Source organism: Streptomyces sp. NPDC033845, from assembly GCF_055576225.1.
Genome location: NZ_JBVIRI010000050.1, coordinates 1 through 13,436, shown reverse-complemented (window position 1 = coordinate 13,436; position 13,436 = coordinate 1). Strand labels below are relative to the sequence as shown.

Annotated in this window: 11 protein-coding genes and 2 pseudogenes; 4 read left to right on the top strand and 9 right to left on the bottom strand. The window is 65.3% G+C overall.

What is annotated here, in order from left to right; genetic code table 11:
- Nucleotides 1-710 precede the first annotated feature (710 nt).
- Nucleotides 711-884: a hypothetical protein gene (locus tag ACZ50K_RS37115; protein ID WP_468911778.1), complete on the bottom strand. Its 174-nt coding sequence runs from the start codon at nucleotides 882-884 to the stop codon at nucleotides 711-713.
- 814 nt (nucleotides 885-1,698) lie between these two features.
- Here ACZ50K_RS37115 and ACZ50K_RS37110 point away from each other — a divergent pair.
- The gene (locus ACZ50K_RS37110) at nucleotides 1,699-2,802 is read left to right on the top strand and encodes a hypothetical protein (protein WP_468911775.1); all 1,104 of its coding nucleotides are present in this window, start codon (nucleotides 1,699-1,701) and stop codon (nucleotides 2,800-2,802) included.
- A 129-nt stretch (nucleotides 2,803-2,931) separates the two neighbouring features.
- Here the strand turns inward: ACZ50K_RS37110 and ACZ50K_RS37105 are convergent, their stop codons facing one another.
- Entirely contained in the window at nucleotides 2,932-4,422 is a 1,491-nt protein-coding gene (locus ACZ50K_RS37105; protein WP_468911771.1) for a peptide MFS transporter, read from the bottom strand.
- A 395-nt stretch (nucleotides 4,423-4,817) separates the two neighbouring features.
- Here ACZ50K_RS37105 and ACZ50K_RS37100 point away from each other — a divergent pair, with 395 nt between their 5' ends.
- Nucleotides 4,818-6,128, top strand: coding sequence for a fibronectin type III domain-containing protein (locus tag ACZ50K_RS37100; protein WP_468911768.1), 1,311 nt, complete (start codon nucleotides 4,818-4,820; stop codon nucleotides 6,126-6,128).
- Nucleotides 6,125-6,853, top strand: a complete 729-nt coding sequence (locus ACZ50K_RS37095) for a lytic polysaccharide monooxygenase auxiliary activity family 9 protein (protein WP_468911765.1) — start codon at nucleotides 6,125-6,127, stop codon at nucleotides 6,851-6,853. Before ACZ50K_RS37100 ends, ACZ50K_RS37095 begins: the two co-directional genes overlap by 4 nt.
- Nucleotides 6,854-7,019: 166 nt before the next feature.
- Here the strand turns inward: ACZ50K_RS37095 and ACZ50K_RS37090 are convergent.
- The 3 genes and pseudogenes from ACZ50K_RS37090 to ACZ50K_RS37080 all read right to left on the bottom strand — a co-directional run.
- Nucleotides 7,020-7,655, bottom strand: a pseudogene (locus tag ACZ50K_RS37090) (transposase); the annotation flags it as partial.
- Between the two features lie 280 nt (nucleotides 7,656-7,935).
- On the bottom strand, nucleotides 7,936-8,082 hold the full coding sequence (locus ACZ50K_RS37085) for a hypothetical protein (RefSeq protein WP_468911763.1): 147 nt from the start codon (nucleotides 8,080-8,082) through the stop codon (nucleotides 7,936-7,938).
- Between the two features lie 198 nt (nucleotides 8,083-8,280).
- Nucleotides 8,281-8,583: pseudogene (locus ACZ50K_RS37080) on the bottom strand (DDE-type integrase/transposase/recombinase); the annotation flags it as partial.
- A 987-nt stretch (nucleotides 8,584-9,570) separates the two neighbouring features.
- Between ACZ50K_RS37080 and ACZ50K_RS37075 the strand changes: the two are divergent.
- On the top strand, nucleotides 9,571-9,963 hold the full coding sequence (locus ACZ50K_RS37075) for a hypothetical protein (protein ID WP_468911761.1): 393 nt from the start codon (nucleotides 9,571-9,573) through the stop codon (nucleotides 9,961-9,963).
- 36 nt (nucleotides 9,964-9,999) lie between these two features.
- Here ACZ50K_RS37075 and ACZ50K_RS37070 read toward each other — a convergent pair whose 3' ends face one another.
- The 4 genes from ACZ50K_RS37070 to ACZ50K_RS37055 all read right to left on the bottom strand — a co-directional run bounded on the left by ACZ50K_RS37070 (nucleotide 10,000) and on the right by ACZ50K_RS37055 (nucleotide 13,157).
- Nucleotides 10,000-10,470 (bottom strand): DUF6790 family protein, encoded by a 471-nt coding sequence (locus ACZ50K_RS37070; RefSeq protein ID WP_468911758.1) that lies wholly within the window; start codon nucleotides 10,468-10,470, stop codon nucleotides 10,000-10,002.
- Nucleotides 10,471-10,498: 28 nt separating this feature from the next.
- Nucleotides 10,499-11,920, bottom strand: a complete 1,422-nt coding sequence (locus tag ACZ50K_RS37065; RefSeq protein WP_468911781.1) for an MFS transporter — start codon at nucleotides 11,918-11,920, stop codon at nucleotides 10,499-10,501.
- A 113-nt stretch (nucleotides 11,921-12,033) separates the two neighbouring features.
- Nucleotides 12,034-12,768: a signal peptidase I gene (gene lepB, locus ACZ50K_RS37060; RefSeq protein WP_468911755.1), complete on the bottom strand. Its 735-nt coding sequence runs from the start codon at nucleotides 12,766-12,768 to the stop codon at nucleotides 12,034-12,036.
- 263 nt (nucleotides 12,769-13,031) lie between these two features.
- Nucleotides 13,032-13,157, bottom strand: coding sequence for a hypothetical protein (locus tag ACZ50K_RS37055; protein WP_468911754.1), 126 nt, complete (start codon nucleotides 13,155-13,157; stop codon nucleotides 13,032-13,034).
- Nucleotides 13,158-13,436 lie beyond the last annotated feature (279 nt).

Below are 13,436 nucleotides of genomic sequence, written 5' to 3'. Positions count from 1 at the left end.
CCGGCCGCGACTCGTACAGCGCGACCGCGTCCGCCTTGAACTCCGGCGGGTAGTACTTCATGACCACGAGATGTCCGTCCTCAGATCCTCAGGATCCAGTGTCTCGTGTGTACAGGATCCGGGGTCAAGGCCCGGAGCCTTCTGGCGCAGCCAGGAGCAAACCCCGCAGTCCGCCTGAACCAATCAAGACCGGACTCTACGAAACTCGGGGCAGCTCACCGGATCTCAGTTCGCCGCCGTGAGATAGCAGGCGATGGGTGTCGATTCGTCCAGGCGTCGGTCCGGATCCCCCCGAGGACTACCTCCATGGCGATTCTGCTCTGCATCCGCGCAAAGTATTGGCCGAGGCGGGTATAGGACGCGGCACTGAACGACAGGGCGCGCCGGAGGGCTCCGCGTTGTCGAAGAGGTCTGGTTCGGGGAACATCGCCGGGTCGCGGTTCGCGGCGGCAATGGAGAGCTGGACGACCGTATCCGCCGACACCGGTGTCCGTGAAGTTTGATTTCCTCGTAGGCGATCCGAGGAATGAGAGTAATGGATCGCAACGGATGGATTCAGCAAGGGTGAATTGAGAACTCTCGAATCGCGCCGGACCTGAGTCAACTGATCAGGATGCTGGGTGAGCATCCACACGTGATCCCGATGAGGTTGCTTACCTCCACATGCCCGACCAGAAAGAGCAGCATGGCGCTTCCGGTTATTTCTTTCGTTAAAATTCCCTGGCTGCCACATCCCGAGCGCTGTCGATCCTGCGCTGGGCAGTATCTTCCGTGATCGGCAGACAGTTGAAGGGGTCGAGGGACCACTGGACGGTCCGGGCGTGGTCTTCGGCCAGAATCTGCAACATGTCGGAGAGGGCGTAGGGCGGCAGCGGGAAGTCCATGCAAACTTCGGCTCGGCCGTCCCGTGCGTGGCCTGGTCGAGCAGCTCCTCGGCGATGAATTGGATCCGTCCTGCCGTGGCAACGTGCTGGCGAAACCAATGAAGGTGGTCGAAGGTGCACTCGACGACCGACCGGTTAACGCCGAGACCGCAGCCGGTGGGCCTGGCCATTCTTGATCACCAGCTATGTCTCGAGGTAGGGCTTCACATCCAGCAGCCCTGCCAGACGGACGCTCCGGTGCCGATTCGACGAAGCCCTCCGGACGGTTGGCGCCGAGGCGGGCGATCGTCACCGAGTTCCTGGACATCTGAGTGGGAGTAGGCCGGATGAATTTCTCGGAACCAAACGAGTTCTTCGAAAGGCGGTAAGGCGGTCTGCCATGAAAATCAGATACGGGGGAGGCGCGGCCAGTGCGTCCATGGAGCCCAGGCCTTTCTTGAGGAGCCCTTGGTGAGCCTGGGCAGAATAGGTGAGCAGGGCAGGTTAGAGCCGTTTCCTTTGCCGGGACAGGTCGGTGCGTGTATTCCGGCCCGTGCCCCCTGCGCGAGCCGCTGGCGTGTACGTCAGAGCAGTGTCAGCACCTAAACGAAACACCCCCGTTGATGTATCCGGTGAATCGATTACCGCATTTCCCGTTAGGGGATCCCTAAAGGAAAGCTAGAGGTGTCATAAATACCTGGAAGTAACATGGGTCTTTGCTTAATCTTGAGTCTCGCATTACTGCCCACATAAGCTTTCAGTAATATCTCCGCGTATGGTCTAGGCGTCGTGATTCGCTTTGTGGTCGCTTGCTGATCTCACTAGGGAGTTTCAATTGAATCTGGCCAGGATATTTGCGGTGTCGGCTTCGGCTGCACTCGTGTGCCTCGGTGCCACCTCGACTGCCGCGATGGCGGCCCCGGCGCCGGGAGGCGCCGGGGGCAAGGGGGAGGTCAAAGTCCAGGGGGAGTACAACCTGGATATTTTCGGGACAACGCAGACTGACTCGGGGGTTTCCCTTCAGGAGGGGAGGGCTTCGACGAGCTACAATATTGTTGACCGCCCCGAGACCACGGTTCCGCTCGGATCTTCTGATGCCTGGCATGTGGATGGTGCGTTTCCGGACGTCCGGCTTCAGTACCACATAGCCGACCGTAACGGAAAGCTGACCGATTTCTGGTTGACCGCGAACTTTTCCGTGCCGCTTGTCGGGGACAACTCGAAGGGCTGCGCGATCTACAAGGGGGACCCTTCGAACGGGGGGAAGAAGGTCAGTAATTCTCCCTACGGCTGCCAGTGGACCAATACCTCAGGATATAATCCCCACCCCATTCTCAAGGTCTCGTCGCCCGTCGAAGTGACCGACTTGGCGGAGGGGTCGGCCCTGCTGAACAAGTACTGCAACAAGTCTTCGACCAATACGTCGTGCGACTTTTCCAGCGCAAAGCTGACGACCGGCTTGGCCCCCGCCAAGGTGGTAACGGTTCCCGCCGGCGGTGGTACCTCATACTTCCAGAACATGGGCCCCAACAATTTCGACAGTGCTGTCGCCTGGACACAGACCACTTCGCAGAGCACGTCCATGGGCGCCGAACTCTCCTGGGAGGTGACCGTGCCGAGCCTGGTCAAGCAGACCGCCAAGCTCTCGTTCAATCGCACCGTCCTGGACAGTTTCACCACGTCCTCCACGAACACCCTGCACGTCGCCCCCAAGCACGTGGGATGGTTCGAACGGCGTCAGGCGACCTTCACGCTGAGCGGTGACATCTACGTCAACTCCGGCAGCCAGGCCTGGCTGGTCCGGAACGCCTCTTTCACCTCTCCTGACAGCCCCAACAATGGCCAGAGCGTCCTGATAGCACAGGACTGCGAGCTGGAGAACTGGACCGTGGGCACCAACATCTGCTCCGCGGGCCTCAAGTCCCGCAGTGTGAGCTGACCCGCTGATGAAACGTGCCGGGCGTCGGCTCCCGTTCCGGTCCCCGATGTGACAGCCGGACCGCCGCCCTCCCTCCCCCCGGGACGGCGGCGGTTCGTCGTATCCGGTCCTCGAGGGGGACCGCCCCGTTCACCGGTGGCCGAGGAATCGGGAGGAAATCCTGTTCCGGAAGGCCGCGATCAGCAGGCCCGCGGCCAGAGTGACGGAGATCTCCACGATGACGAAGGACGGGCTGTCCAGGTTGGCTCCCGCGGTCTCGGCCAACGAGGTCACGCAGTCGCCCGCCGTGACGGCCAGGAACCATACGCCCATCATCTGGCTGGCGTACTTCTCCGGTGCGAGCTTTGTGGTCACGGACAGGCCGACGGGAGAGAGGCACAGTTCGCCGGCCGTCTGAACGAGGAAGATCAGGGCCAGCCAGAGCGGGGAGGCCTTGGCGCCGTCGGCCGTCGCCGCGAGCGCGGCAAGGAAGACGCCGAAGGACAGAGCCACCAGCAGCAGACCTGCGGCGAACTTGACCGGGGTCGGCCACTCACGGTTCCTGGCGCCCTGGAATTGCCAGAGCCAGGCGAAGAGCGGCGCCAGCATCATGATGAACAGGGGATTCAATGACTGGAACCAGCTGGAGGGGAAGTCGAACCCCAGGACCGTGGTGTCGGTGTTCTGGGCGGCGAAGAGATTGAGGGTGGATCCGCCTTGGTCGTAGACCATCCAGAAGATCGCGGCAGCCACGAACAACCAGATGTACCCCGACACGCGGCTCCTCTCGGCCGGGGTCAGCTCCGGATCGTTTCGGATCCGGAACAGAGTCCAGGCGGGAAAGACCAGACCGATCAGCGTCAGCGGGATCATGACCCAGTCGAGGGTGTAGTGCCCCGAAAGGCCGACCCCTGTGTAGAAGACCACGGGCACCAGGAGCCACAGAATCCCCTTCCGTAGAAGTGCCCTGCGGTCCGACGGGTCGAGCCGCGCCGGTGTCACGCTGCTGCTCGGGCTCAGGAAACGCTGCCCCATCAGGTACTGGACGAGACCGGCTGCCATTCCGACACCGGCGAGCGCGAACCCTGCGTGGAAGCCGATCTTCTGCCCGACCGTGCCGATGATCAGCGGAGCGAGGAAGCCGCCGAGGTTGATGCCCATGTAGAAGATGGTGAAAGCGCTGTCCTGTCGGTTTTCCAGCGGCCCTTCGTATAGATGTCCTACCATCGTTGAGATATTCGCCTTGACCAGGCCTGAGCCGATCGCGATCAACGCCAGGCCGACGAAAAAGAACGACGTGGGGGGCACGGCCAGGAGGAAGTGGCCGACCGTGATGATGACGCAGGCCACTGATACGGACCGACGGGGCCCGAGCACCCGGTCGGAGACCCAGCCCCCGGGCAGCGTGAGCAGGTAGACCATCGAGGAGTACACGCTGTAGATGGCCACGGCTGTGCCGTCGGAGAAGCCGAGACCGCCTTCGGAGGCGGGGGCGGCGAGGTACAGGGCCAGCAGGGCCCTCATGCCGTAGAAGCTAAACCGCTCCCACATCTCAGTGAGGAACAGCGTGGACAGCCCCCACGGATGTCCGAAAAACGTTCGGTCCGTCCGGCTCTCCCGCTTGCGGCACAAAGTCGTCACCTTCCCGAAGCCTGAGCCCAGAAGCTAGAGCGGGCAGCGGGCGCTCCCCTTTGCGCCACGGCGCCACGGCTTCCGCTTCCCCCCTATGGAGCACAGGGGACGGCGCAGGGGACGACAACACGGAAGCCTTATACCGTGCGAAGTCGGGCAAGGAAAATCGTCTTCTAGCTCGGGCTTAATCATCAGGCGCGCACGATGGAGCCTGCACCCACCGTGATCCGAGGCGACCGGACCCCGGTGCGAGCAGGGCCGCGTGCTCCCCCACATCACGCAGTTGGCAGTGCCTACCTCCAGAAATACGTCGAGCGGGCCCGTTTGCCCAGCTCGCCATCCCCCTCGAGAAGGTCTGAATGTCCCGAAAAGGAAATCTCCTCGCCATCTGCGGAGGCATCTCCGTGGCGTTCGGCGCCATTACCATCCCGATGGCGGCGAGCGCCTCGGCTGCTCCCGGCGACATCACCGTCGCGAACTGCAAGATTGCCGACGGTGCGACGCAGTGGTGGGCAGACGGGGAGGTGAATCTGGCCAATAGGGACGGAGCCGATGCCAAGGACTGGAAGCTGGAGTTCGACATATCCCAGGGACAGGCCACCATCGATAACCCTTGGGCGTTCAAGCTGCTCCAGAATGGCACTCGCGTGACCGTCACGTCGATCGAGGACCGCGGCAGCGTCCCGGCGGGCGGGCAGCGGATGGTCAAGGTGGGCATCAACCCGGCTGGCGTAGCGGTCCCGAAAATCAGCAACTGCATGGTTGACGGCTCGGACCACAACCCCGACAAGGCGCCTTCCGCCCCCGAGAACAATGGTTCCTTCGTCATCGACCACACCAAGGTCCATGTGATGTGGAGGCCATCCACGGGCTCCGGTTCCGCCGTCGCCGCATACGAGATCTACCAGAACGGCGAACGCGTCAAGGAGGTCGGTGGCAGCAACACGATGACCAACGTGGAGCAGCTCACCCCGGACACGACCTACACCTTCAAGGTCCGGGCGGTCAGCGAGACCGGGAAGACTTCGGCGTTCAGCCAGGACATCCCGCTGCGGACCAAGACCGAACCGTCTCCCGACAAGCCGGCCCCCACCCTCCCCAAGAGCCTCGAAGCCAAGGCAAACGGGCCGCACCAGGTCGACCTGGCCTGGCAGGCCGGGAAGGACGCTGACGGGGTTACCGGCTACCGGGTCTACCGTGACGACGCCAAGGTACAGGAGGTCGGCGGAAACGCGACCCGGACGAACGTCGGCGGCCTGGCCTCGGACACCGCCTACAAGTTCAAGGTCACGGCCGTGAACGCATCGGGCAAGGAGTCCGCACCGACTGACGAGGTCAGCGCCCGCACCGGAAAGGACCAGGACGGGGGAGACGAGAAGCACGCCCCCCGTGAGCTGAAGGTCTCCACGGCCAGCAAGGAGAACGGTGACGTCAAGGAGCACTACCTGAACCTGGGCTGGTCGGTCCCGCAGGGGCAGGGAACGATCAGTACTTACCAGGTCTACCTCAACGGCAAGCTCGCACAGACCTTCATGTGGGGCACCGACAGCCCGACCATTCCGATTCCCTCGGGCAAGGCATCCAGGGAGGTCCTGGTCGGAACCGAAGGGGGCAAGACTTTCGAGGTCAAGATCCGGGCGAAGCTCGGCGACGGAGCGTGGAGCGACTTCTCGAACCAGGAGTCGGTCACCACGACTGAGGACGCTGCACTGTGACCATCAAGCCCCCCACCAAGCTGCCCTCGCGCCGCGTCGCCGTATTCGGCGCCGCCGCCGGCGCCGCCCTCCTGTCCCTCGTCACCGTCTCGGCCGGCACCGCATCCGCTCACGGCGCCACCGGCGACCCAGTCAGCCGATCCGTGGCCTGCGCCAAGGAGGGTTGGAGCCCGACGAACGCCGCCTGCGATGCTGCTCTGAAGGTCAGCGGCGCCCACATCGGCGACTGGAAGTCGATCGTCCAGGCCGCCGCGATCGACCACGCGACGACCCCCTCCTCCCCGCAGCACCGGGGCAAGATCCCGGACGGGAAGCTGTGCAGTGCCAACAACCCGCAGTTTGCGGGCCTGGACCTGGCACGGACGGACTTCCCGTCCACGGACCTGCCCAGCGGCAAGAACTACGACCTCAAGTACGACATCAGCACCCTGCACAATCCGTACCGCATGGAGATGTACGTCACCAAGGACGGCTACGACCCTTCGAAGCCCCTGAAGTGGTCCGACCTGGAGCCGACGCCGTTCCTGAGCGCGGACAACACGGCCGCCGTGACCGCCCCGGGCGGCTACCTCGGCAGCGGCAAGATGTTCGAGTTCAACGTGGAGCTGCCACAGAAGAAGGGCAAGCACATTATCTACACGATCTGGCACGGTCTGAAGAAGCCGGACGGCTCATTCCAGAGCGAAGAAGCCTTCTACTCCTGCTCGGACGTCAACTTCAAGTAGACGTTAGTCTCGATCTTTCTTGACGGTCTGCCGACGGAGTCGGCAGACCGTCGTGCGTTCTGTGGCTGGTGAGGGCAGCGCGGATGCCCGGCTGTCGTGTCGGGTGGGCGCCGGGTTCCACTGCTCCGGGTCGGGTGGTGCTGTCGTCGGGACGGGAAGCTGCTGGTCAGCCGGGATTCGGGAGTCGGGCGAGCCGGTCGAGGGCGGTGGTGGTGTCGAGGGTCCAGGGCCAATGCCGGGCGAGACGGAGGGTCCGCCGGCGCCCGGTGGTAACGAGCTGTCCGGCCGCGGTGGACAGGCGGAGCCGCAGGCGGCGGGGTTCCCAGAGCCGGGCCCTACCGGTCAGCGCGAGCATCGGCATCCAGGCCAGCAGGTCCAACGCGAGCTGCACGTTCTCCAGGCAGATGCGGTTCCGGGCGGTGTCATGCAGGGGCAGGTTGCGCAGGCCGGTGGCCCGGGCGGCCCTGATCCGGTCCTCTGCCCGGGCCCGCAGGCGGTGACGGAGCTCGAGTTCGGCGATCGGCAGGCCGGTGGTGTTCGTCGCGAAGCACGTGAGCGGCATGCCGTCCGAGTCGGTGAGCCTCAACTGGGCCCCTGGGTGCGGTCTTTCCCTGCGGACGCTGAGCTGCATGCCCTTCGGCCAGACGCCCAGGACATCGCCTGTGAGTTCGGCGACCCAGGCGCCGTCCCGGATCTCGCCGTCCGCCTCGACGGCCGGTGCCCAGGCCGACACCGGGACCTTCAGCACGTGCCGGTGGATCGCGTCCGTGATCACCATGCCGACGGAGTAGGACAGCCAGCGTCGGGTCGTGCGCGGCCTTGAGCCGGCGGATCATCTCCGCTTCACCGTCCGCGCTCTTCGGTGTGGCGGTCGCGAACCCGGCGAGGACGGCGTGGGCTGCGTTCGCGGCGTCCAGAGTGTGGGACTTGCCCTTCATCCGACGCAGCCGCCGGTCCGGCCGGCCCGCCTCGACCACCTTGTGGCCGGACCTGCGCAGGAACGATGTCAGGGGTGCACCGTAGGAGCCGGTGCCCTCGATGAAACCCAAAACCCTGCCGAATGAGTCGGCCCAGTCGAGCAGTTACTGGAAGCCGCCGATGTCGGTGGGAATGGTCAAGGTCGCCAGTATCCCGCCGATCGTGTCCGTCACCGCCGCGACGTGTACGTGTTTGTGCGTGTCAACGCCGATCACGACATGCCCGGACCTGGGCTGCTCGAAGCTCTGCACGATGTTCCTTCCGGCCGGTAGCGTGGGAGGTCACGCTGTCGCCGGTCGGACGGACAGGACTGTCACGGGGACGCTTTGGTGAGTCGGCTCCAGGCTCTTATCAGGTCACGTCCGTCCGGCGGCAGCGCTTGCTGCGTGCCCGGCCGACCGGTCGACAGATCAACGCCAGGACACCCTCAGGGTCAGTCATAGCAAGAGTCAGACCACCTCGGCGGGGGCTACCCAATCCTTGCGGGATCCGGCGCGAAAAGACTGACAGTTGTAGCAGCTTCCAGTGCGGCCCATGCTTTGGCGGTGTCCCAACTCTTTTATTCTGAGGCGAAGTCGGTGGGAGGTGTATTCGGATCCGCGATCGCTGTGGATCACGCAGCCGGGCCCCAAGCGGCCGAGCGCGGCGGCCATGTCAAGGGCGTCGACGACGAGGGCGGTGCGGTGGCGGCCGGCCATCGAGAACCCGATCACCTCGCGTGTGGCCAGGTCCAGCAACGTGGCGAGGTAGAGCCAGCCCCTCGGCGGTGGGGTTGCAGGTGATGTGCCCGACGGTCTTCGTTCCGGGGCGGGTGGCTGTGAAGTCCCGGCTGATCAGGTCGGGCGACGGGGCGGCTTTGGTATCGGCCTTGGTCAGACTGCGGCGTCCGGTGCGCCAGCTGTTCCCGGCGATGCCGTGCCCCCTCATGACCCGTGACACCCGCTTGCGGTTGACCGCCCGGCGAGAGCGCCCGGTGAGCGAGATATGCCGGTTCATCGTCCTGCCGCGGCGCTCCCCCGGCCGGAGGGGCCGATCGGAGGATGTCCCACACGCTCGGACGGAGAAAATGGCTCCGTAGGATCGGAATTTCCTTAGGAGTGATCGTGACAGTGCAGCAGCATTCATCGGCCCGCCACGACTTGGTGGGGACGAATCCCCACCGTTGCCACACTTCCTCGTGCCACACGGTGTATCCGCCATCTGAGTCCGATCCGCCTGTTCACCCGTCCTCGGTGTGCGCCGGATTCGACATGGAACGTGACACGTATTTCTGGAACTGTAGCCAGTGCATGATCTGGTACCCGGGATTCCGCACCCTTGCCACTGCCTATTCCATGGCACGGGCCCACAGCGACCTGCGCAACATGGACCACTTGGTCGGCCGGGCGATCCGCCGCAAGTCTCGAGCGGGGCTTCCGGAGACCCTCTCACTGCCGGAGCTCAGGAGGGTGCTCGACGCGGGGCGACCGCTGCGGGGTGCGGACCGGGGCCAGCACGCCGCTTGAAGGAGTGAAGCATGAATTCGCTTCCCCGGCCCCTTAAATATCCCCTAACGTAACCCTAGAGTTCGATTACTTCACAGGCACTCTGCCTAATTTTGCATAAACTTTACCCGACTGTCCTCTTTTCGGATGAATATTCACGGTTGCTTGACGTACCGTCCTGGCGGGATTCACTTACAGGCAAGCTGCTTCCGTACGCCTTCTTTGACGGCACGAATATCCGAAGGACTCGCTGGCATGAATTTCTTCCCGATACAGGACCATTCGAACCTCTGGACCCTCCGGGCGCGCCTGGCACAGTCCCGGTACAACGACATCGTCTGTGATTCCAGTCCGATGTGGAGCGATCTTCGCCAGGCCGAGGACGGGACCGTCCCCTCGGCCGAGATCCGTTCCGTGGCCGTACGCATGACAACGACGTTGAACGGCCTGACGGATGATGCTTCCCGCTACTCCAACCCCGGCATGTCCGAGGAGACCAGGCTGAAGGCCCGGGATCTGCTGCAGCAGACGTGGGAGCAGCTCAGGACGGGGGAGCTTGGGGAGGACGAGCTGCGGCACCTCGCTCGGGTCACCAAGAGTGTTCTCCGAGGCCTGCTGGTGTCCCAGGAGGACCAGGCCGTCGGGTGACTTCCCCTGACCTACCCCTTGCCCTTCCCCATCGCCTCAACGCGTGTACGAGAAGTACAGTCCGGCGGCGACCAGTGGAATCAGCACGTCCGAGTACAGGACGAAGCCGATGTTGCCCGGAGAGGCGTTGCGTGCGGTGAGGTACTCCCGTACGTGGCCGATCGCCGCGCCCAGGAGGAACACGGCGGCGACGACGATCACGGCGAGCCAGAACCCCTGGTCCTGCCCGGCGGCCATGACCCCGGGGATTCCGTAGGAAAAGTTCGCACAGCCCACCTCCCACTGCCAGGGCGTCAGGGCGGGCCATCCGATCGACCGCGCCACCGGGACGCCCAGGAGGATGTGGCCAGTCCCGGTGACGATTCCGTTCACGCCGATGAGGTACGTGATGAAGTTGAGCAGCAGGGACCGCTGCGTGTAGCCCTCGCCCGACAACTGGATCGCCTCGGCGCCGATGAACCAGGCCAGCCCCACGAAATGGACGCAGGACAGTGCCCGCGCGGCCAAGGCGCTGGGCTTCTCCTTCCCTCTCCGGTCAGTGTCGCGCGGCATCCGGGGCATCCAGGGCATTCGATGGGACCGGCAGCCTGCCCGTCCGCAGCAGCCGGTGGGCGACGGTGATACCGATGACCGCGGCGGCCAGGATCACGACTCCGCCGAATCGGAGGATCGAGTCGTAGACCTCCGAAGGTGTCCGGTGCGGTGCCATCGAGGTGAGTACCGCCGCGGTGATGGCCAGCGCCACCGCGCCCAGGGTGACGAGGAACGTGAGCAGGACACCCGAGGCCTCTCCGGCTCTGGCGGGGGCGACGAACTGCTGGGTCGCAACGCTGGAGAATGTCCAGCCCAGCCCCAGGCCTAGGCCGCACCAGGCGAACACCGGTATATAGGCCCACCAGGCGTTCACCAGGGTGAGTGCGTACATGCCCGTGCCCGCGACGGCGGCGGCGAGCGCCATGACGGTCGTCGGCCGCATGTGCTGTGCCAGCCTCGCGCCGAGGGGGCCGCTGAAGGCCACCATGAGTGCCGGTGCGAGAAAGACGGTGCCGGCCGTCAGCGGGGGCAGTCCTCGCACACCCTGGAGGTACAGGGTGGAGATGAAGACGGTGACCGCGTAGCCCATGTTCGCCACTGAGCCCATGCCCAGCACCAGCACGTAGGGGACATTGCGGAACAGCCGGAGGTCGACAAGCGGATGGCGGGCCATTCGTTCCCGTACGACGAAGAGCACACCCGCTACCAGCGCCACGGCGAAGGTCGGCACAATGCCGGGGTAGCCCCAGCCCTGGGCGCTGCCCCGCTCGATTGACAGGGTGAGCGTCGCCAGGCAGCACACGATCAGGAAGCAGCCGACGAGGTCGAGGTCGCGCGCTGTCGACGCATCGCGTGAATCGGGGACACAGCGCAACGAGATCAGCAGTGCGAGCACGGTCAGCGGGGTCATCAGCCAGAAGATCCACCGCCAGCCCGGTCCTTCGGCGAGGCCGCCACCCACGAAGGGGCCGAGGGCGGTACCGATGTTCGCGATGCCGAAGAGGGCCCCAAGAGCCCGAGCGCGGCCCGCCACGGGGAAGGCATTGGTGATCACGGACACCGATACCGGGAAGATGAGGCCCGCGCCCACTCCCTGGACGACTCGGCCCCCGACGAGGGCTCCGAGGTTCGGGGCGAGCGCGCAGGCCACGGACCCGACGGTGAAGAGCCCGATGCCCGCAAGCAGGGTGCCCCGGCGCCCGAAGATGTCGCCCAGCCGTCCTCCGACGATGAAGAAGCAGCCGATGGCGAGCATGTAGGCGGACAGGACCCACTGGGCGGCGGAGATGGTGACGCCCAGTTCCTTCGAGATTGCGGGGACCGCAAGGTTGAGGGCGAAGAAGTCGAGCTGCACGCAGAACAGGATCAGTGCGCACGCGACGAACGCCCCTGTCCGCACCGCCCGCGAAGGCTCTGCCAGCATCGGTGCCACCTCTCGGGTCCGTACGCTCCGGAGATCGCCACATCGGTCTACCGTGTGACCTGCCTACATAGTGACGCCGCCTTCTTCGGAACGCAGTCCAGAGGGAGGCAGCGTCACTGCCCTAGCAGCCGCCACCGGGAGAGCGGCCAGGCCACCGCGAAGGCCCGTCCCACCACGGATTCCTCGACCACGGTGCCGTTTGCCTGGTCGAGGTGGGCGCGCGAGTCCGAGGACTGGAGCCGGTTGTCGCCCATCACGAACAGGCGGCCCTGGGGCACCTTGATCTCGAAGGGAATCTCGGAGGGCTGGTTCCCGGCTTTGACGTAGGGCTCGTCCACGGGTTTCCCGTTGACCATGAGGCGTCCGTCGGCGGCGCAGCATTCGACGGTGTCGCCACCCACGCCGATCACCCGTTTGATCACGTCCCGCTCGCTGGCGCTGGGCAGCAGGCCCAGGCCGGTGAGAGCGCTGCGGAGGATGCCTCCGTCCCCCGAGCCGGACGCGACGCGGTGCGGGTCGGCCGTAACCCATCCGCCCGGGTCCTCGAAGACCACGATGTCGCCACGCTGCGGTCGGCCGCCCAGCAGCGGGGTCACCTTGTCCACGAGTACGCGGTCACCAATCAGGATGGTGTCGGTCATCGAGGCGGACGGGATGGCGAACGCCTCGACCGCGAAGGACTTGAGCACCACGGCCACCAGCAGTGCGGCGCCCGCCAGGCGCAGCAGATCGCGCAGCGGCCGGGTCCGGGCCCGTCTGCTGGCCCGCCGGGCACGGCGGCGCCGCTCGGCCCGCCCCTCGTCGACGCGGCCCGCCGGGCGCCCGTCCTCACCCGACCGACCGGCCAACCGCGCACGTGGCCGGCGGCGCCTACCCATTCATACGGCCCATCCGAAGCATGCCTAGAATTCCAGCAGAATCCGCCGCCCGCCGCCTTCCCGGTCGGTCCCTTCCGTTGGTTGTCTTGCTGCCCGACCGGCTGGCCCTACAGGATGGCCGGGTATGGCGGCGGCTCTTCAGGGCGGATGACGGTGTGAGGTCCCGCGAGATCTTGGACAGTCTGGTTCCAGAAGATGCTGGACGTCATCAGGAGGTGTTGGACAATCGGCGGTCAGTCCCGGGTGCGAGCGGTGGCCCTGAACTGGGTGACCGGCTTGTCGTTGGTCCGGGCGTGTGTCGTCAGCTCGACGTCACCGTCAAGGACGCGGAAGACGGTGTCCTCGATCAGGATGACCACGGTCTTCCCAGCGTGGCTGCGACCGACCCGCAGCCGTTGGCCGGCCACCATCACCACGCCGTCGACAGGTACTCGCCGGTGGGCTCGCAGAGCCTGAGCTGAGGGTGGGATGACGTCGGTGCGAGGAGCTCGAGCGCCGCTGATCTGGGCCCGTCGCTCGCCGGGGACTGGTGCGGGCAGGGTCTTAGAAGCCGTATCTCAACCGAACGTGATCGCTTGATTTCTGCTGGTCAGGCATGGTGCGGCTCCGAATGAGGGAGGGATCCGGCGTCTTGTTTC

Bases quoted from the DNA above. Each gene is read 5' to 3' on its own strand.
- ACZ50K_RS37115 (WP_468911778.1), bottom strand. From the start codon at position 884: ATGGACTTCCCGCTGCCGCCCTACGCCCTCTCCGACATGTTGCAGATT.
- ACZ50K_RS37075 (WP_468911761.1), top strand. From the start codon at position 9,571: ATGAATTTCTTCCCGATACAGGACCATTCGAACCTCTGGACCCTCCGG.
- ACZ50K_RS37065 (WP_468911781.1), bottom strand. From the start codon at position 11,920: ATGCTGGCAGAGCCTTCGCGGGCGGTGCGGACAGGGGCGTTCGTCGCG.